This window comes from Streptomyces sp. NRRL B-1140, assembly GCF_001280065.1.
Classification (GTDB): Bacteria; Actinomycetota; Actinomycetes; order Streptomycetales; family Streptomycetaceae; genus Streptomyces.
In genome coordinates this window covers 97,775-116,474 of the sequence record NZ_LGEA01000099.1, presented here as the reverse complement: position 1 = coordinate 116,474, position 18,700 = coordinate 97,775, and the positions used below count along the sequence as shown (strand labels likewise).

General features: G+C 71.4%; 13 protein-coding genes and 2 pseudogenes. 9 read left to right on the top strand and 6 right to left on the bottom strand.

What is annotated here, in order from left to right; genetic code table 11:
• Nucleotides 1–27: 27 nt before the first annotated feature.
• Nucleotides 28–816, bottom strand: a complete 789-nt coding sequence (locus tag ADK65_RS19345; protein WP_053671556.1) for an N-formylglutamate amidohydrolase — start codon at nucleotides 814–816, stop codon at nucleotides 28–30.
• 147 nt (nucleotides 817–963) lie between these two features.
• Nucleotides 964–3,183 carry an NADP-dependent isocitrate dehydrogenase gene (locus ADK65_RS19340; RefSeq protein WP_053671555.1) on the bottom strand — a complete coding sequence of 740 codons (2,220 nt, stop codon included), beginning with the start codon at nucleotides 3,181–3,183 and terminating at the stop codon, nucleotides 964–966.
• Nucleotides 3,184–3,370: 187 nt separating this feature from the next.
• Here ADK65_RS19340 and ADK65_RS37255 point away from each other — a divergent pair.
• Nucleotides 3,371–4,780: pseudogene (locus ADK65_RS37255) on the top strand (M1 family metallopeptidase); the annotation flags it as partial.
• 141 nt (nucleotides 4,781–4,921) lie between these two features.
• Here the strand turns inward: ADK65_RS37255 and ADK65_RS19325 are convergent.
• A pseudogene (locus ADK65_RS19325) lies at nucleotides 4,922–5,980 on the bottom strand (mechanosensitive ion channel family protein); the annotation flags it as partial.
• Between the two features lie 240 nt (nucleotides 5,981–6,220).
• A complete protein-coding gene (locus tag ADK65_RS19320; RefSeq protein ID WP_420709052.1) occupies nucleotides 6,221–7,204 on the bottom strand; it encodes a lysylphosphatidylglycerol synthase transmembrane domain-containing protein in 984 nt (327 codons plus the stop codon).
• Between the two features lie 216 nt (nucleotides 7,205–7,420).
• Between ADK65_RS19320 and ADK65_RS19315 the strand changes: the two genes are divergently transcribed.
• The 4 genes from ADK65_RS19315 to ADK65_RS19300 all read left to right on the top strand — a co-directional run bounded on the left by ADK65_RS19315 (nucleotide 7,421) and on the right by ADK65_RS19300 (nucleotide 12,336).
• Entirely contained in the window at nucleotides 7,421–9,316 is a 1,896-nt protein-coding gene (locus ADK65_RS19315) for an ABC transporter ATP-binding protein (RefSeq protein ID WP_107092332.1), read from the top strand.
• Nucleotides 9,317–9,410: 94 nt separating this feature from the next.
• Nucleotides 9,411–9,914: a hypothetical protein gene (locus tag ADK65_RS19310; RefSeq protein ID WP_078956053.1), complete on the top strand. Its 504-nt coding sequence runs from the start codon at nucleotides 9,411–9,413 to the stop codon at nucleotides 9,912–9,914.
• A 95-nt stretch (nucleotides 9,915–10,009) separates the two neighbouring features.
• Nucleotides 10,010–11,638, top strand: coding sequence for a sensor histidine kinase (locus ADK65_RS19305; protein WP_107092331.1), 1,629 nt, complete (start codon nucleotides 10,010–10,012; stop codon nucleotides 11,636–11,638).
• Nucleotides 11,635–12,336: a response regulator gene (locus tag ADK65_RS19300; RefSeq protein ID WP_053671551.1), complete on the top strand. Its 702-nt coding sequence runs from the start codon at nucleotides 11,635–11,637 to the stop codon at nucleotides 12,334–12,336. Before ADK65_RS19305 ends, ADK65_RS19300 begins: the two co-directional genes overlap by 4 nt.
• On the opposite strand, the gene ADK65_RS19295 is transcribed toward ADK65_RS19300, so the two are convergent.
• Together ADK65_RS19295 and ADK65_RS19290 are read right to left on the bottom strand one after the other, a co-directional pair.
• A complete protein-coding gene (locus tag ADK65_RS19295; protein WP_053671550.1) occupies nucleotides 12,318–12,797 on the bottom strand; it encodes a MarR family winged helix-turn-helix transcriptional regulator in 480 nt (159 codons plus the stop codon). The two genes, ADK65_RS19300 and ADK65_RS19295, sit on opposite strands and share 19 nt — an antisense overlap.
• A 160-nt stretch (nucleotides 12,798–12,957) precedes the next feature.
• Nucleotides 12,958–13,905 carry a methionyl-tRNA formyltransferase gene (locus ADK65_RS19290; RefSeq protein ID WP_053671549.1) on the bottom strand — a complete coding sequence of 316 codons (948 nt, stop codon included), beginning with the start codon at nucleotides 13,903–13,905 and terminating at the stop codon, nucleotides 12,958–12,960.
• Nucleotides 13,906–14,155: 250 nt separating this feature from the next.
• Between ADK65_RS19290 and ADK65_RS19285 the strand changes: the two genes are divergently transcribed.
• The 4 genes from ADK65_RS19285 to ADK65_RS19270 all read left to right on the top strand — a co-directional run bounded on the left by ADK65_RS19285 (nucleotide 14,156) and on the right by ADK65_RS19270 (nucleotide 18,654).
• On the top strand, nucleotides 14,156–15,511 hold the full coding sequence (locus ADK65_RS19285) for a lysine N(6)-hydroxylase/L-ornithine N(5)-oxygenase family protein (protein ID WP_053671548.1): 1,356 nt from the start codon (nucleotides 14,156–14,158) through the stop codon (nucleotides 15,509–15,511).
• Nucleotides 15,512–15,639: 128 nt separating this feature from the next.
• On the top strand, nucleotides 15,640–16,701 hold the full coding sequence (locus ADK65_RS19280; RefSeq protein ID WP_053671547.1) for a FecCD family ABC transporter permease: 1,062 nt from the start codon (nucleotides 15,640–15,642) through the stop codon (nucleotides 16,699–16,701).
• The gene (locus tag ADK65_RS19275) at nucleotides 16,698–17,759 is read left to right on the top strand and encodes a FecCD family ABC transporter permease (protein ID WP_053671546.1); all 1,062 of its coding nucleotides are present in this window, start codon (nucleotides 16,698–16,700) and stop codon (nucleotides 17,757–17,759) included. The genes ADK65_RS19280 and ADK65_RS19275 overlap by 4 nt, the downstream gene beginning before the upstream one ends.
• A gap of 40 nt (nucleotides 17,760–17,799) precedes the next feature.
• Nucleotides 17,800–18,654, top strand: coding sequence for an ABC transporter ATP-binding protein (locus ADK65_RS19270; RefSeq protein WP_053671545.1), 855 nt, complete (start codon nucleotides 17,800–17,802; stop codon nucleotides 18,652–18,654).
• The last annotated feature ends 46 nt before the right edge of the window (nucleotides 18,655–18,700 follow it).

Below are 18,700 nucleotides of genomic sequence, written 5' to 3'. Positions count from 1 at the left end.
GAAAGGCGGCTTGCCCGCGCGGGCGGTTCAGCGGGACGCGGCGTCCACCAGCCCGGCCAGCGCCCCGCCGAGCCGCCCCAGCCCGGGACCGGCGGGGCCGCCCGGCTCCGTCATGTAACTGTCCCGCCGGATCTCCACCATGAGGGCGCTCACCTCGGGCCGCTTCCCGTGGAACTCCAGAGGGACGTACGTCCCGCCGAACGGGGTGTCGAGCCGGGTCTCCCCGAACGCCTCCCGGGCCGCGTCCAGCAGCGCGGGGGGCGTGTGGAAGGAGTCGGTACCGAGGCAGACCGGTGGGCGGGGCCCCTCCCCGTGCAGTTCGTAGGGCAGCCTCCGGCTCGGGTACGAGTGCACGTCGATGATCACGGCGCGCCCGGTCGTCTCCAGCCGGTCCGCCACGGCCTCGGTCATCGCCCGCGCGTAGGGCAGGAAGTACCGTTCCACGAGCGGCCCGGCATCGACGGCCTCGGCCCGCAGCACCCCGCCGTGCGTGGTCCGCGTGTACACCGCGCCCATCCCCACGGCGAGCATCTCCTCCCGCTCGTCCGGGAACCGCTCCGGATCGACGACCAGCCGCGACAGCCGGTTGACGAACCGCCAGGGTGTGACGCCCGCCAGTCCGGCCGCCACCTCGGCGATCCGGTCCGTGTGCGCGTCCGTGATGAGGTCCAGCTCCCGCGCCAGTTCCTCGTCGCCGAGCATGATCCCCGCCCGCACGGCGTCCGGTATCTCCCGCGCGGCGTGCGGCACATGGAGGATCACGGGCGACTGCCCGTCCCCGGGCAGCAGCTCGAAGGAGTGCGACGCGTCGGTCATGAGGCGGCTCCGGGGGCTTGGTTCCCATGGTGTGTCCGAAGGAACCAACGTGCCATACGAGACCGGGACAGGGGCCGCACACGGCTCCGCCCCGGCCGGGCGTGGCGCCGGCCGGGGCGGAGGGGGTGGGCCGTCGGGCCCGGGGCGTCAGCTCAGGGACGCCAGGGCCTCGTTCCACGTGGTGGACGGGCGCATGGCCGCTTCGGCCTTCGCCGGGTCGGGCTGGTAGTAGCCGCCGATGTCGACCGGCTTGCCCTGAGCGCCGACCAGCTCGTCGACGATTCGCTGCTCGTTCGCGGCGAGCGTCTCGGCGAGCGGCGAGAAGGCCTTCGCCAGGTCCGCGTCGTCGGTCTGCCGGGCCAGCTCCTGCGCCCAGTACAGGGACAGGTAGAAGTGGCTGCCGCGGTTGTCGATGCCGCCGACGCGGCGGGTCGGGGACTTGTCCTCCTCGAGGAAGGTCGCCGTGGCGCGGTCGAGCGTGTCGGCCAGGACCTGGGCGCGGCTGTTGCCCGCCACCTTCGCGAGCTGCTCGAAGGACGGCACCAGGGCGAAGAACTCACCGAGGGAGTCCCAGCGCAGGTAGTTCTCCTTGACGAGCTGCTGCACGTGCTTCGGCGCCGAGCCGCCCGCACCCGTCTCGAACAGGCCGCCGCCCGCCATCAGCGGCACGACCGACAGCATCTTGGCGCTGGTGCCCAGCTCCAGGATCGGGAACAGGTCGGTCAGGTAGTCGCGCAGGACGTTGCCGGTGACCGAGATCGTGTTCTCGCCGCGGCGAATGCGCTCCACCGACAGCTTCGTGGCCTCGACCGGGTTGAGGATCCGGATGTCCAGGCCCTCGGTGTCGTGCTCGGCGAGGTAGGTGTTGACCTTGGCGATCAGGTTGGCGTCGTGCGCGCGGGTCTCGTCCAGCCAGAACACCGCCGGGTCGCCGGTGGCGCGGGCGCGGGTGACGGCCAGCTTCACCCAGTCCTTGATCGGCGCGTCCTTGGTCTGGCAGGCGCGGAAGATGTCACCGGCCGAGACCGTCTGCTCGATGACGGCGGTGCCGCCCGCGTCGACCAGGCGCACCGTGCCCGTGGTGGCGATCTCGAAGGTCTTGTCGTGGCTGCCGTACTCCTCGGCCTTCTGCGCCATGAGACCGACGTTCGGCACCGTGCCCATGGTGGACGGGTCGAAGGCGCCGTTGGCCCGGCAGTCCTCGATCACGGCCTGGTAGACGCCTGCGTAGGAGGAGTCCGGGATGACCGCGAGGGCGTCGTGCTCCTGCCCGTCCGGGCCCCACATGTGGCCGGAGGTGCGGATCATGGCCGGCATGGAGGCGTCGATGATGACGTCGGACGGCACGTGCAGGTTGGTGATGCCCTTGTCGGAGTCGACCATCGCCAGCTCCGGGCCCTCGGCGAGCTCGGCGTCGAAGGAGGCCTTGATCTCGGCGCCCTCCGGCAGGGCGTCCAGGCCCTTCCAGATGCCGCCCAGGCCGTCGTTCGGGGTGAGGCCGGCCGCGGCGAGCTTGTCGCCGAACCGCGCGAACGTCTTCGGGAAGAAGGCGCGCACCACGTGGCCGAAGACGATCGGGTCGGAGACCTTCATCATCGTCGCCTTCAGGTGCACCGAGAACAGCACACCTTCGGCCTTGGCCCTGGCGACCTGCGCGGTCAGGAACTCGCGCAGGGCGGCGACGCGCATCACGGAGGCGTCGACGACCTCACCGGCGAGGACGGGGACGGACTCGCGCAGCACCGTGGTGGTGCCGTCGTCGCCGACGAGCTCGATGCGCAGCGCGCCGTCCTCGGCGATCACGACGGACTTCTCGGTGGAGCGGAAGTCGTTCTGGCCCATGGTCGCCACGTTGGTCTTGGACTCGGGGGTCCAGGCGCCCATGCGGTGCGGGTGGGACTTGGCGTAGTTCTTGACCGAGGCGGGGGCGCGCCGGTCGGAGTTGCCCTCACGCAGGACCGGGTTCACGGCGGAGCCCTTGACCTTGTCGTAGCGGGCGCGGATCTCGCGCTCCTCGTCGGTCTTCGGGTCGTCCGGGTAGTCCGGCAGCGCGTAGCCCTGGCCCTGCAGCTCGGCGACGGCCGCCTTGAGCTGGGGGATGGACGCCGAGATGTTCGGCAGCTTGATGATGTTGGCGGCGGGCGTCTTGGCCAGCTCGCCGAGCTCCGCGAGGGCGTCCGGGATGCGCTGGTCCTCGGTGAGGTACTCCGGGAACACGGCGATGATGCGCCCGGCCAGCGAGATGTCGCGGGTCTCCACCGCGACACCCGCCTGCGAGGCGTACGCCCGGACCACCGGCAGGAAGGAATACGTCGCCAGGGCGGGGGCCTCGTCAGTGTGCGTATAGATGATGGTCGAGTCAGTCACCGGGTGCTCCGCTCCACGTCTGCAACATTGCTCGACATCAAGATATCTCGTGAGCGACCTCGTCTCGACAGGGGTCCGCGACCGGTTTCGTGCAACCGATCGCCCCGCTCCCGAGTCCTGGAGAGAGATCACTCACTCCAAGCCACGGCCGGATCTGACCACCCGGCCGTATGAGCGAAGGCTGACCATGAGATATCGCACCAGAGTGACGGCCCCCGCGGCCGCCCTTCTCGGCACGGCGGCGGCACTGACCACGGGGATCCCGGCCCAGGCGGCCCCCGGCACCGGAGCCACCCCGGGCGCCGAGACCCTCGGTGACCCCGTCTACCCCGCCCTCGGCAACGACGGATACCGGGTCTCCGCCTACCACCTCGACTTCGCCTACGACGCCACGACCAAGCTCGTCGAGGCCACCGCGGCCCTGACCATCCGCACCACCCAGGCCCTGAGCCGCTTCTCCCTGGACGCGCGCGGCCTGGACATACGCTCCGTCCGCGTCGGCGGCCGTACCGCCGCTTTCGAGCAGGTGGCCGACAAGCTGCGGATCACCCCCGCCCGTCCGCTCGCGGCGAAGGCCCGGGTCAAGGTGGTGGTGGCCTACGGCGCCGATCCCCGCCGGACCCCGCCGCCCGCCGGCGGCTGGGTGGCCACCCCGGACGGGTTCGCGGTGTGCTGCCAGCCGGACGTGGCGCACACCGTCTTCCCCTGCAACGACCACCCCTCCGACAAGGCCGACTTCACCTTCCGCCTCACCGTCCCCGACGGGCTGCGGGGCGTCGCCAGCGGCCGGCTGATGTGCACCGAGCAGCTGTCCGGCGGCCGGACCGCGTACACGTACCGCTCCCGCTCGCCGATCGCCACCGAGGTGGTGCAGATCACCGTCGGCGACTATGTGATCAAGGACCGGCAGGGCCCGCACGGCCTGCCGCTGCGCGACGTCGTCCCCGTCGCCCGGGCCGCCGCCCTGGAGCCGGCCCTGGCGCTCACCCCCGCGCTGGTGTCGTGGGTCGAGCAGCGGCTCGGCGCGTACCCCTTCGAGACGTACGGCCTGCTGCCCTGCAACAACGACGCCTCGAACGCCTTCGACTTCACGGGCCTGGAGACCCAGACCCTCACGCTCTACAAGCCGAACTACCTCCTCCAGGAGGAGAGCAAGATCGGCTCGCACATGATGCACGAGCTGGTCCACTCCTACTTCGGCAACAGCGTCAGCCCCGCCACCTGGGCCGACCTGTGGCTGAACGAGGGCCACGCCGACTTCTACGGCCTGCTCTACCGCTACGAGCGCGGATGGACCGATTCGCTTGGCATGACCACGCTAGAGGCGCGCATGAAGTACACCTACGCCCTGGGTGACCAGTGGCGTCGCGACTCCGGGCCGGTGGCGGCGCCCAACGCGGCCAACCTGTTCGACAGCCAGCGCTACGTGGGCGGCGTGCTCGTGCTGTACGCGCTGCGGCAGCAGGTCGGCGAGGAGGCCTTCACGGCCCTGGAGCGCACGTTCCTGGAGCGGTACCGCGACTCCACCGCCTCCACCGAGGACTACATCGCCGTCGCCTCGGAGGTCTCCGGGCAGGATCTGACCGGCTTCCTGCGTCCCGCAGCAGCGGACCGGCGAGATCGAGGCGGGAGGGGACCGCTCCGCCCCCCCTCTCTTAGGCCCCCCGCCCGGGGGTTGCGGAGGGCTCGTTGTGGAAGCGGGTCCTCCCCTGGCGCGGCGCACCCCCCCCGCCTCGATCTCGCCGGTCCGCTGCTGCGGGATGACGGCCCCGCCCTGCTGGAGCGCCACCGTGCGCGCCGGGGCGGGGATGCGGATGCCCTCCGCGCGGTAGCGCTTGTGCAGGCGCTTGATGAACTCGTGCTTGATCCGGTACTGGTCGCTGAACTCGCCGACGCCCAGGATGACGGTGAAGCCGATGCGGGAGTCGCCGAAGGTGTGGAACCTGATGATGGGCTCGTGGTCCGGCACGGCGCCGTCGACCTCGGTCATCGTCTCGGCGATGACCTCGTTGGTCACGCGCTCCACGTGCTCCAGATCGCTGTCGTAGGCCACCCCGACCTGCACGAGGACGGTCAGCTGCTCCTCGGGGCGCATGAAGTTGGTCATGTTCGCCTGCGCGAGCTGGCCGTTGGGGAGCACGATGAGATTGTTGGACAGGTTGCGGATCGTCGTCTGCCGCCAGTTGATGTCCTCGACGTAGCCCTCCTCACCGCTGCTGAGCCGGATGTAGTCACCGGGCTGGACGGTCTTGGAGGCGAGGATGTGGATGCCCGCGAAGAGGTTGGCGAGGGTGTCCTGCAACGCCAGTGCGACCGCCAGACCGCCGACACCGAGGGCGGTGAGCAGCGGGGCTATGGAGATGCCCAGGGTCTGCAGCACCACCAGGAAGCCGATCGCCAGGACCAGGATCCGGGTGATGTTGACGAAGATGGTGGCCGATCCGGCGACCCCGGAGCGGGACTGGGTGACCGTGCGCACCAGCCCCGTCACCACCCGGGCCACCGACACCGTCGCGACGAAGATCAGCAGCACGGTGAGCACCTGGTTGGTGGTGTGCTGAACCGTCCGGGTCAGCGGCAGCACCGCCGCCGCGCCCGCCACGCCGCCGACGACCGCGGCCCAGGGCACCACGGCCCGCAGCGCGTGCACGATCACGTCGTCGCCGCTCCAGCGAGTGCGGTCGGCGTGCCGGCCCAGCCAGCGCAGCAGAACGCGCAGTGCGAACGCCGCCAGCAGGCCCGAGCCGAGGGCGATGCCGGCGAACAGCAGATCGTCCACGGTGAGCGCCCGGTTCACCGGTCACCTCCGGGGCGGGGAACCGCGGCGAACGCCGCCACCGGCGGCCGGATGTGAAGTCTCGTCACGTCGTCACCTGCTCGTTTTCCGGGATGTCCGAAGGTGCCCGACCACCCTGACCAGCGGTCGGCACGATCGTTCATCCTGCCGTATCCCGTACGGGGTTCCGTACCGGAGACGGGGGTGAGCGAAGGGTGAGTCCCTTCACATGACACACCGTCACGTCCCGTCGCGCCCTGGTCAGATCACTTTCAGCCGCACCAGCGCCGCCAGCGTGAGCGCGCCCGGCACCAGCGGCAGCCAGACGGTGATGACCCGGAAGGCCAGGACCACGGCGGTGGCCACCGCGGCCGGGCCGCCCGCCGCCACCAGTGCCACGACCAGCGCCGCCTCCACCGAGCCGATCCCGCCCGGCGTGGGCACCAGCGCGACGGCCACCGTCGCCGCCAGGTAGGCCACCGCCATGTGCGCGGCCGGGATGTCCAGCCCCAACGCCCGCCCCACCAGCACCAGGACCGATGCCTGCAGGGCCGGGAAGGCGAAGGACCCGCCCCACAACGCCAGGACGCGGGCGGGCCGGGCGTGCACCGAGCGTGCTTCGCCGAGCGCCGTCCGCAGGAAGGACACCAGCGCCGAGCGCAGCCGCCGTACGAGGACGAGCACGGTCGCGGCGATCACCAGCACCACCCCGGCGCCGGCCAGCAGCGGACCGAACGCCGTCTCGGGCACCAGCGTGCCGAGCCGCAGCGCGTCGGGGAACGCGACGAGCAGGGCCCCCAGCAGCAGGACCCGGCCGGCGCTCTCGGCGAGCAGATACAGGCCGAGGGCGGCCGAGGAGCGGGCGAGGGGCAGTCCGCAGACCGTCATGAACCGCAGGTTGACCGCGCTCGCGCCCAGCCCGGTGGGCAGCAGGTGGTTGGCCGCTCCGGCCGCGAACTGCGTGGCCAGCAGCCGTCGTCGGGGCAGTCGTTCGACGACCGCCCCCTGCCGGGTGCAGGAGGCCGCGACCCAGGTCAGGCAGGTCGCACCGACGGCAGCCAGCAGCCAGGGCCACTCGGCGGTGCCCAGGTGCGCGAAACCCTCCGCCAGCACCGACCGGTGCCGCACCGCGACCACGGTGACGAGGAGGAGGGGGAGCAGGCACAGGATCTGCCGCAGACGGCGGACCGGGACGCGACGGGGGAGTCGGCCCGGCCGGAGTTCGGGGAGTTGTACCGCAGTCACGTCCGCAGAGGCTGTCCAGGCCGTGCCAACTGCGGGTTGCGGGATCGGGGACTGGGGATGGCGCGCGGGAAGCGGCTGGGTGGGGAGCGTCATCGGGGCCTTTGCGTGAAGGGGACGGGGAAGAGGGGGATGGGGGAGATTGTGCGGGATGCCGTGGAATGGTGCGAGCTCCTTGACCTCAAGATTGCTTGAGGTTCTACGGTCTCCGTCATGAGTATGGAGACCACAGCGTGGACGCAGTTGCACAGCGTCATGAACGCCGAACAGGAGCGCCGTCCGTTCGCCCTGGCCACCCTGCGCCGCATCGGCGTGTTCGCCCGCCCGCACCGGCGCCGCATCGCCCTTTTTGTCCTGCTCGGCGTGGGTACCGCCCTGCTGGCCGTGGCGACACCCGTCCTGGCCGGGTGGGTCGTGGACACGATCGTGTCGCACGGGGACGAGGACAGAGTCGTACGCCTCGCCCTGCTCATCGCGGTGATCGCGGTGGCGGAGGCGGCCCTGGGCATCCTCGGCCGGAGACTGTCCGCGACGCTCGGTGAGCATCTCATCCTCGATCTGCGCACGGCCGTCTTCGACCATGTGCAGCGCATGCCGGTCGCGTTCTTCACACGCACACGTACGGGCGCCCTCGTCTCCCGGCTCAACAACGACGTCATCGGCGCCCAGCGTGCGTTCAGCACCACCCTGTCCGGAGTGGTCGGCAACCTCGTCACGCTGCTGCTCACCCTCGTGGTGATGCTCACGCTGTCCTGGCAGATCACCCTGCTGGCGCTGGTCCTGCTGCCGGTGTTCGTGGTCCCGGCCCGGCGCATGGGCAGCCGCATGGCCCGGATGCAGCGGGAGGCGGCGACGCTGAACGCAGCGATGGGAACCCGTATGACCGAGCGGTTCTCCGCCCCCGGCGCCACCCTGGTCAAGCTCTTCGGACGTCCCGAGGAGGAGTCGCGGGAGTTCGCCGAACGAGCCCGCCGGGTCGCCGACATCGGGATCCGGACCGCGACCGCCCAGGCGGCCTTCATCACCGCGCTCACCCTCGTCTCGGCCCTCGCCCTGGCCCTGGTCTACGGCCTCGGCGGCTGGTTCGCCCTGCGAGGGGCCCTGGAACCCGGCGCGGTCGTGTCGCTCGCGCTGCTCCTGACCCGGTTGTACGCGCCGCTGACGGCGCTCGCGGGGGCGCGCGTCGAGGTGATGAGCGCCCTGGTCAGCTTCGAGCGGGTCTTCGAGGTGCTCGACCTGCGGCCCCTCATCGAGGAGAAGCCGGACGCGCGCCCGGTGCCCGACGGGCCCGTGGCGGTCGAGTTCGAGCAGGTCCGCTTCGGCTACCCGGCCGCCGACAAGGTCTCCCTGGCCTCCCTGGAGGAGGTCGCCTCCCTGGACGGCCGAGGCGGTGACGAGGTCCTGCACGGCCTGTCCTTCCGCGCCGAAGCCGGCCAGACCGTGGCGCTCGTGGGCTCCTCCGGCGCGGGCAAGTCGACCATCGCGCAGCTGATGCCGCGCCTGTACGACGCAGACGAGGGGGCCGTGCGCATCGGCGGCGTCGACGTCCGCGACCTCACGGCGCGTTCGCTGCGGCAGACCCTGGGCATGGTCACCCAGGACGGCCACCTCTTCCACGACACCGTCCGCGCCAACCTGCTGCTCGCCCGGCCCGAGGCCACCGAGAGCGACCTGTGGGACGCCCTGCGCCGGGCCCGCCTCGACGAACTCGTCCGGTCCCTGCCCGACGGACTCGACACGGTCGTCGGCGAGCGCGGCTACCGCCTGTCCGGCGGCGAACGCCAGCGCATGACCATCGCCCGGCTGCTGCTGGCCCGCCAGCGCGTCGTCATCCTCGACGAGGCCACGGCCCACCTCGACAACACCTCCGAGGCCGCCGTCCAGGAAGCCCTCGCCGAAGCCCTCGAAGGCCGCACGGCCGTCGTGATCGCCCACCGTCTCTCCACCGTCCGCGCGGCCGACCAGATCCTGGTCGTCGAGGCGGGCCGGATCCTGGAACGGGGCACGCACGAGGAACTCCTGGCGGCCGGAAAGCGCTACGCGGAGCTGTACCGCACCCAGTTCGGCGCACCGGCCGGCGAGGCGGTGGGGGAGGCGGTGGGGGAGGCCGCGTAGGCGTGAACGCCTGGTCGGACCTGTGCGTACTCCTCCACGAGCACTCCGAAGACGCTCCGACCAGAGCCCGACAGCCCGTATCCGGAGAGGCGACGTGTCCCAGCAGCAAGCGCCCGTACGATCCACCCGCCGGAACCTCTCCCGTGCCGACCGGCTGCGGACCGTCACGGCGGCCGGTGCCCTGGTCGTCCTCCCCCTCACCGCCGCCTGCGGCGGCGGTGACGACACCGGGGGCGCGGGTGGCGGCAAGGCCGCGCCGAGTGTGACCGCCGCTCCCGCCGCCGGGGTCGTCGCACCGGCCAAGGTGGAGGTGATCGCCGGGCTGACCGGCTGCAAGGCGAAGATCCGCATCGACGCCGACGAACTGCGCCAGGGCCTGTGCCACACCGAGAAGGCCGACTACCTCATCACCACCTTCCCCGAGGAGAGGTTCAAGGAGACCTGGCTGGAGGAGGCGCGCGTCTACGGAGGCAAGTACCTCGTCGGCACGCGCTGGGTGGTCAGTGTGAAGCCGGCGCTGCTGGAGTCGTTCCGCGCGAAGCTCGGCGGGACGATCAGGGAGCTGCGGGGCATCGGCCCCAAGCCGGGCGGGCGGTGACGGCTCTCTTTCGATTTCGGCTGGTGGGCGTCATGATGGTGCGGCTCGGCACATGAGCCGCCCCGCTCGCGGCGGCATCGCAGATTGAGTTCGTCGTGGTCGCCACCTTTCGTCGCCACTCGCTCGCGGGCGAGATGCTGGTGCTCCAGCTCGCCATCGTCGTGGTGGTGCTGCTGGCCGTCGCCGCGGTCTCCCTCGCCCAGTCCCAGGCCACCTTCAACCGTGTCGAAGGGCGCCGGGTGGGCGCGCTCGCCGAACAGCTGGCCGCCAACCCCCTGGTGCGCAGCCAGCTGGTGCGCCCGGCGCCGGGGGAGGCGCTCGCCCCGCTGGTGCTCGCCACCCAGGCGCAGTCGGGGGTGACCTCGGTGACGGTGGCCGACGCGACCGGGCGGATCGTCAGCTCCACGAACCCCACGGTCCTCGGGGACCGGATGCGGCTGGGGCCGGGCACGGCCCGGGGGCGCGGCTGGTCCGGGCAGCTGACCCTGGACGGCAACCGCGAGCTCGCCGCCCAGGTGCCCGTCCTCGGGGCGAGTGAGGAGAACCTCGGCCGGATCCTCGGCACAGTGATGATCGGTGAGGCCGATCCGACGGTGTGGCAGCGGCTCAGCGGTGCCTCCTCCTATCTGCTCGCCTATCTGGGCATCGCCAGCGGACTGGGCGTGGCCGGTTCCTGGCTGCTCGCGCGGCGGGTGAAGCGCCAGACCCTGGGGCTGGAGCCGGGCGAGATCGCCGGGCTCGCCGAGCACCGGGAGGCGATGCTCTACGGGATCGCCGAGGGCGTGATCGCCCTGGACCCGCAGCACCGGCTCACCCTCGTCAACGACATGGGCCGCCGCCTGCTCGACCTGCCCGGGGACTGCGTCGGCCAGAGCCTCGAAGGCCTCGGCATCGACGGGCGGCTGCGCGACGTGCTGTCCGGCACAGCCGCCGGCGAGCGCGACGAGGTCGTCGTCCGCCACGGCCGGGTCCTGGTGATGAACCGGATGACCGTCACCAAGGACGGCCGGCCCCTCGGCTCGGTCACCACCCTGCGCGACCGCACCGAACTGGCCCGGCTGGAAAGGGAGATCGGATCCTTCCGCAGCTCCTCCGAGCTGCTGCGGGCGCAGGCGCACGAGTTCGCCAACCAGCTGCACACCATCTCCGGGCTGATCCAGATCGGTGAGCAGGACGAAGTCGTGGCCTACATCCGCGCGTTGAGCCGCCACCGTCAGTCGCTGGACGTCACCCTCAGCCGCCGCGTCCGGGACACCGCGGTCGCCGCGCTGCTGATGGCGAAGGCCTCGCTCGCGGCGGAACGGAAGGTCAGCCTGCGGATCTCGGACGACACCGCGCTGGAGCGGCTGGCCCCCGAGGACGCCGCCGATGTGGCGACGGTGGTCGGCAACCTCGTGGACAACGCCGTCGACGCCGCCGGTGCCCGGGACGACGCCTGGGTGGAGGTGGCGCTGCGGCAGGACGCCTCCAGCGTGGAGATCGTGGTCCGCGACTCGGGGCCGGGCGTGGCCCCGGAACTGGCCCGCGAGGTCTTCTCCCACGGTTTCACCACCAAGGCCGCCCGCGAGGGCGAGCGCGGCATCGGACTGGCCCTGACCAAACTGGTCTGCGAGCGGCACGGGGGAGAGATCTCGGTGTCCAACACGCCGGAAGGGGCCGTGTTCACCGCACGCATGACCGTCGGCCACCTCACCGGCGCGGTGGCGGAAGGAGCGGCCCCATGACCGAGGCGAGCGACAAGGCGGACGCGATCGACGTCCTCGTGGTCGACGACGACTTCATGGTGGCCAGGGTCCACCGCGCGTTCGTCGAACGCGTCGAGCCGTTCCGCGTCGTCGGCACGGCCCACAGCGCAGGACAGGCCATCGAGGCGGTCGAGACCCTGCGCCCCGACCTCATCCTGCTCGACCTGTACCTCCCCGACCTGTTCGGGCTCGACGTCATCCCCCGGCTGCGCACCGCGGGGCACGACTGCGACGTCATGGTCATCAGCGCGGCGGCGGAGGCCGAGACGGTACGCGGCGCCGTCCGCCGCGGTGTGGTCGACTACCTCCTCAAACCCTTCGACTTCGAGGACCTGCGCCTGCGCCTGGAGCGTTACGCCACTCAGCGGGGGAGATTGCTCACGACGGTGGTCCGCGGCCAGGCGGACGTGGACCGTGTCCTGGCCGGAGCGTTCGGCCCGGCACCGGCCCCCACCCTGCCCAAGGGCATGAGCGTGGAGACCGCCGAACTGGTCGAGCGGGCCCTGCGCGAGGCGGACGGCACCCTCTCCGCCACCGAGTGCGCCGCCGTCACCGGCGTGTCCCGGGTGAGCGCCCGCCGCTACCTGGAGTACTTCCACGGCACCGGCAGTGCGGAGGTGTCCCTGCGCTACGGCGCCGCAGGCCGGCCCGAACGCCGCTACGGCTGGCGGGCCTGAGCCGCCTCCCGGAACCCCGCGGCGGGGCCCTGTTCCTCGTGGTGGGCGTGCACGCGCCGGAGCAGGGAGGCCAGGTGCTCCCGTTCGGCATCGCTCAGCGGAGCCAGCAGGTCGTCGTCCGCGGAGGCGATGTCGGCGTTGAGATGGTCGAGGGCCGTTCTGCCTCGCGGGGTGACGCGGACGTCGACGCGGCGGCGGTCGGCGAGGCTGCGGACGCACTCGACCTGTCCGGCGTCGGCCAGGTCCTTCACGATGCGCGCGACGTCGCTGGCGTTCATGTCCAGCCGGGCGGCCAGCACGCCCTTGGGCTGCGGACCGAGGTCGGCGACCAGGGTCAGGACGGTCAGATGCCACAACCGCAGCCCCCTGGCCGTGAGTTTCTCCGACAAGGTGCGGCGGGCTGCCTTTCCCGTCGCGTACATCAGGTACGCGCTGAGGTCCAGCACGCTGGGCGGCGTCATGCGTGGACGGTGGTCCGGCTGTGCCTTTTCTGTGAACACGGTTCAAAATTAGGGCACTTGGCGACCCCGACGGCAGTACTTCCCACAATCGCCGCCGTGCGGGGCGGGTCCGTACGGCGACGCTGCCGGCCGGCCCTGGGGCGGTGCCGGGGCCGGTGGGTCAGGGGCGGCCGGTGAGGTAGCCGCCCATGGAGGTGAAGTACTCGGCCGCCGGCAGCTCCCGGCCGTCCTCGGTGCGTACGCGGGTGAGGGCCAGGCCGTGGTTGCGTCCCGTGCGGGCGTCGGCGCCGGCGACGATCACCACGCCGTCGCCCTCGCGGTAGAAGATCCGGCCGGGCGTGCCGCCGTAGCGGCCCTCGGAGACGAACGCGGCCAGGACGTCGAGCCGCTTGCCCCGGTGGAAGGTGTGGGCGCTGGGGTACGGCTCGGACTGGGCGCGCACCAGGCGCTCCAGGGCCTCCGCCGGCCAGCTCCAGTCGATGCGGCTGTCGTCGTCGGAACGCTTGTGGAAGAACGACGCCTGGGAGCGGTCCTGCGCGGTGAACTCGGTCTGCCCCGAGGCGATCAGACCGAGCGCGCCGATGGTGACCGGTGCGATGAGGTCGACGGTCTTGTGGAACAGGTCGGTCGCGGTGTCCGCCGGGCCGACCGGCACCGCCTCCTGCCGGACGATGTCGCCGGCGTCGAGTTCGTCGTTCATCATGTGCGCCGTGACGCCCACTTCGGGCTCGCCGTTGATGAGCGCCCAGATCAGCGGGGAGAAGCCGGCGTACTTCGGCAGCAGCGAGTCGTGCACGTTCAGCGTGCCGTGGCGCGGCAGGCCGAAGATGCGCGGGGGGATCCAGGTACGCCAGTTGTTGGCCACGATGATGTCCGGGTCGGCGTCCTTGAGGCGCTCGAACAACTCCTCGTCGTCGGGGCGGTTGCGGATCAGGACCGGGACGCCGTGCTCCTCGGCGAGGTCGGCGACCGAGTCGCTCCAGATCTTCTCGTAGGCGTGCTCGCTCTTGGGGTGGGTCACCACCAGCACCACGTCGTGCTCGGACTCCAGGAGGGCTTGCAGGGTGCGGTGCCCCCAGGTCTGGTAACCGAACATGACGACCCGCATGGGGTTCCTCCTCGACGCAGGGTGTTGGCCGAGGCAAGTAAAGCAAGGCTTACCTTAGTCCGCAACGGGTCTGCAGGCGGCGCCAGTTGACGCGATGCGCCTTTGGGTGACGTCCGTTTTGTCCTGTCGACACCTCCATTTGTTTAGCTTAGGCTCACCTAAGTTCGTTGGTGTGTCGCGTCGTCGGCATGCCCGTCTCCCCTTCCTTTCACACCTGACACGCGCGGCTGCCCCGCACGATGGGAGTGACATGTCGCAGGTTCTTCCCGATGACGCATCACCGGTCCACGACCTGATCGGAATCGGCTTCGGGCCGTCCAACGTGGCCATGGCGATCGCGCTCCGCGAGCACAACACCCGCGTCGGCGGGCAGGGGGCGATCACCGCTCACTTCTTCGAGCAGCAGCCCCGCTTCGGCTGGCATCGCGGCATGCTCATCGAGGACGCCACCATGCAGGTCTCCTTCCTCAAGGACCTGGTGACCCTGCGGAACCCGGCCAGCGAGTACAGCTTCCTCTGCTACCTGCAGAGCAAGGGCCGGCTGATCGACTTCATCAACCACAAGAACCTGTTCCCGCTGCGCGTCGAGTTCCACGACTACTTCGAATGGGCCGCGGCCCAGGTCGGGGACATGGTCTCCTACGGCCACGAGGTCGTCGGCGTCGCGCCCGTGGCCCGGGACGGCGTCGTGGACCACCTGGAAGTGACCGTCCGGTCGGGCGGCGGCCTCGAGGTCCACCGGGCCCGCAACCTGGTCATCGGCACCGGCCTGCGCCCCCTCATGCCCGAGGGTGTGGAACGCGGCGACCGCGTCTGGCACAACTCGGAACTCCTGGCGAGGGTAGATGAGTTGGAGGGCACCTCGCCCTCGCGCTTCGTCGTCGTGGGCGCCGGTCAGAGTGCCGCCGAGAACGTCGCCTACCTGCACCGCCGCTTCCCCGGTGCCGAGGTCTGTGCCGTCTTCTCCCGCTACGGTTACAGCCCGGCGGACGACAGCAGCTTCGCCAACCGGATCTTCGACCCGCAGGCCGTCGACGAGTACTTCGCCGCGCCCGAGGACGTCAAGCGCCGGCTGATGGACTACCACGGCAACACCAACTACTCCGTGGTGGACATCGACCTCATCGACGACCTCTACCGGCAGTCGTACCAGGAGAAGGTGCTCGGCGCCGAGCGGCTGCGGTTCCTCAACGTGTCCCGGCTCACCGGTGTCAAGGAGACCTCGTCGAGCGTCCGCGCCACGGTGACGTCCCTGGTCACCGGTGAGGAGACCGATCTGGACGCGGACGTCGTGGTCTTCGCCACCGGCTACAGCTCCGTCGACCCCACCAGCCTGCTCGGGGAGGTCGCCGACCGCTGCCTGCGCGACGACGAGGGCCGCGTCCGCGTCGAGCGCGACTGGCGCATCGCGGCCGACCCCGCTCTGCGCTGCGGCATCTACCTGCAGGGCGGCACGGAGCACACGCACGGCATCACCTCGTCGCTGCTCTCCAACACCGCCGTCCGGGTGGGCGAGATCCTGGACTCCCTCCTCGGCCGCGGCGCCGAGCCGGCCGCCGACCGGACGCGCACGGTGGCCGACGGCACGGGCAGCAACGCCCGCTAGGGATTCCTCGTCACCGATCGGCCCCCAGCGCCGCCCTGGCCGATCGTGCCGACCCCCGGCAGCACTTCGGGCGTCGCAGGCGCCGTCCGGTCAACTCGCCCACCGCACAAGGGATAACGTACGTCGACATGGGCACGACTGCTGCAGTGGAGCGCCCCCCGGCCAAGGGCGCGACAGCGACCCGCCGGCGACGGGTCGCGGGTCTGGGCACCCTGGTGACGGTCCTCGTGATCGCCGTGGTCCTGTCGCTGGCCGTCGGCGCACGCGCGTTGAGCCCCGCCGAGGTGTGGCACGCGTTGTCCGGCGCCCCGGACCCCGACCGGCGGCTCACGGAGATCAGACTCATCGTCGAGACCGTACGGGTGCCCCGCACGGTCCTCGGGATCGTCGCCGGCATCGCCCTCGGCGTCGGCGGGGCGCTGATCCAGGGCTTCACCCGCAACCCGATCGCCGACACCGGCCTGCTGGGCGTGAACTCCGGCGCCTCGTTCGCGGTCGTGGTGGCGATCACCGTGTTCGGGCTCGGCGACCCGCTCCAGTACGTCTGGTTCGCCTTCGCGGGGGCGGCCGTCGCCGGTGTCGTGGTGTTCGGTCTCTCGAGCATCGGGCGCGGCGCCGGCAACCCGCTGACCCTCGCCCTGGCCGGTCAGGGCGTCACGGTGTTCCTCGCGGCGATGACCACCGCCGTCGCGCTCTCCGACCAGGCGGCGCTGAACGCCCTGCGGTTCTGGAACGCCGGTTCCCTCGCCGGGGCCGGGTTCGACGTCATCTGGCCGGTGACCGCGTTCATCGGCGCCGGTCTCGTGCTGGCCCTGACCACGCTGCCCTCCCTCAACCTGCTCAACCTGGGCGACGACGTGGCCCGGGGGCTGGGTGTGAACATCGCGCTGAGCCGGACCGCCGGCATCACCGCCATCACCCTGCTGGCGGGCGCGGCGACGGCCGCGTGCGGCCCCATCGCCTTCCTCGGCCTCATGGTCGCCCATGTGGCCCGGTACCTGACCGGCCCGGACTACCGCTGGCTGGTGCCCTTCGCCGGTCTGCTCGGGGCCGTCGTGCTGCTGCTGTGTGACATCGTCGGCCGACTGGTGGTGCGGCCGGGCGAGTTGGACGCCGGCGTCCTCGTGGCGCTGCTCGGCGCCCCCTTCTTCGCGGTTCTCGTGTGGCGCGGAAAGTTCAGGAAAGCATGAACATGACCGAAGTGAAGCCGTCCCTGCCGCCGGGCGTACGGCTCGGCCGGGTGTCGTTCGTCTGGCGGCCCTGGCTCCTGTGCGTCACGCTGCTGCTGGCGGCGGCGACCTTCCTGGTGTTCTGCGTGTCCATCGGCGTCGGGGATTTCCCGATCGGCCTCCCGCAGGTGATCGCCACGCTCTTCGGGCGGGGTGAACAGGTCGACGAGTTCGTCATCATGGACCTGCGAATGCCGCGCGCCCTGGCCGGGCTCGTCGTGGGCGTCGCCCTCGGCGTGTCCGGGGCGCTCACGCAGTCCATCGCGCGCAATCCGCTGGCCAGCCCCGACGTCCTGGGGATCACTTCGGGGGCCAGTGCCGTCGCGGTGTTCCTGGTGACGGTGTCGGGCGGGGCCGCCGCGGCGATCGTCAGCTCCGTCGGTCTGCCGGCCGCGGCGCTCGCGGGCGGTCTCGGCACCGGTCTGCTGGTGTACTTCCTGGCCTGGCGGCGGGGTGTCGACGGCTTCCGGCTCATCCTCATCGGCATCTCGGTGAGCGCCGTGATGGAGGCGATCACGACCTGGCTGCTGGTCACGGCCGACATCAGGGACGTGGCCCGGGCCCAGGCGTGGCTGGTCGGCTCGCTGGAGGACCGCTCCTGGGGCGAGGTCCGGACGGCCCTGGGGTGCGGAATCGTCCTCCTGGCCGTCGTCTCCTGCGTCGCCTTCCAGTTCAGGCCGATGCACTTCGGCGACGAGGTCGCCGCGGGCCTGGGCGTCCGGTACGCGAGGGTGCGGGCGGTCCTGCTGCTGTGCGCGGTGCTGCTGGCCGGTGTGGCGGTGAGCGCGGCGGGCCCGGTGCCCTTCGTCGCGCTGGTGGCACCGCAGGTGGCGATGCGTCTGGCGCGCTGCCCCACACCGCCGATGGTGGCTTCGGGCCTGACGGGAGCGTTGCTGCTGACCGGCTCGGACCTCGTCGCCCGCACGGCGCTGCCGGTCTCGCTCCCGGTCGGGGTGGTCACCGCCGCGATCGGCGGGCCCTTCCTCGTCTTTCTGCTGGTGCGGGCGAACCTGCGGTAGATGTACAAGAGTCAGTGAACCGGAGCAAGGGGGGCGACCCGTGGTCGTACAGTCCGTCACCGAAGCCACGGCCGTCGGCACGTCGCGGCTCGCAGCCCGAGGCGTCACGGTCGGCTACGGCGGCCGGGTCGTCATCGACAAGCTCGACGTGGCGATACCGCCCGGCGTGATCACCACGATCATCGGCCCCAACGGCTGTGGGAAGTCGACCCTGTTGCGCACCCTGTCGCGGCTGCTCAAGCCGGCCGGCGGGACGGTCGTCCTGGACGGCGAGGACATCGGCAGGCTCCGGACCCGGGACGTGGCGAAGAAGCTGGGGCTGCTGCCGCAGGCGCCGGTCGCGCCGGAGGGGCTGACCGTGGCCGACCTGGTCGCCAGGGGACGCCACCCGCACCAGAGCTGGCTGCGGCAGTGGTCCTCCGACGACGCCGACGTGGTGGAACGCGCTTTGGCCATGACCGGCGTGTCCGACCTCGCCGACCGTCCGGTCGACGCGCTGTCGGGCGGCCAGCGCCAGCGCGTCTGGATCTCGATGACGCTGGCTCAGGGCACCGATCTGCTGTTGCTGGACGAGCCGACGACCTATCTGGACCTGGCGCACGCCCTCGACGTCCTCGACCTGGTCGACGATCTGCACGAGTCCGGCTGCACCGTCGTCATGGTGCTGCACGACCTCAATCTGGCCGTGCGCTACAGCGACCATCTCGTGGTGATGCGGGAGGGCTCGATCCTGGCGCAGGGGCATCCGCGGGACGTCGTCACCGCCGAACTGCTCCAGGAGGCCTTCGGGTTGCGTGCCCGGGTCATCGACGACCCGGTCGGCGACCGGCCGCTCATCGTGCCGATCGGACGGGCCCATGTGCGGCCGGGACACCCACCGGCACAGGAGAACTAGTAAGGCTAGGCTAACCTCACTCTGGCGCGGTAAGGTTTGGCTGCCC

What these genes read in the sequence shown, in the direction of transcription:
- ADK65_RS19290 (WP_053671549.1), bottom strand. Translation starts at nt 13,905, where the DNA reads ATGCGGGTCGTCATGTTCGGTTACCAGACCTGGGGGCACCGCACCCTG.
- ADK65_RS19315 (WP_107092332.1), top strand. Translation starts at nt 7,421, where the DNA reads ATGGAGACCACAGCGTGGACGCAGTTGCACAGCGTCATGAACGCCGAA.
- ADK65_RS19285 (WP_053671548.1), top strand. Translation starts at nt 14,156, where the DNA reads ATGTCGCAGGTTCTTCCCGATGACGCATCACCGGTCCACGACCTGATC.
- ADK65_RS19295 (WP_053671550.1), bottom strand. Translation starts at nt 12,797, where the DNA reads ATGACGCCGCCCAGCGTGCTGGACCTCAGCGCGTACCTGATGTACGCG.
- ADK65_RS19280 (WP_053671547.1), top strand. Translation starts at nt 15,640, where the DNA reads ATGGGCACGACTGCTGCAGTGGAGCGCCCCCCGGCCAAGGGCGCGACA.
- ADK65_RS19345 (WP_053671556.1), bottom strand. Translation starts at nt 816, where the DNA reads ATGACCGACGCGTCGCACTCCTTCGAGCTGCTGCCCGGGGACGGGCAG.
- ADK65_RS19300 (WP_053671551.1), top strand. Translation starts at nt 11,635, where the DNA reads ATGACCGAGGCGAGCGACAAGGCGGACGCGATCGACGTCCTCGTGGTC.
- ADK65_RS19275 (WP_053671546.1), top strand. Translation starts at nt 16,698, where the DNA reads ATGAACATGACCGAAGTGAAGCCGTCCCTGCCGCCGGGCGTACGGCTC.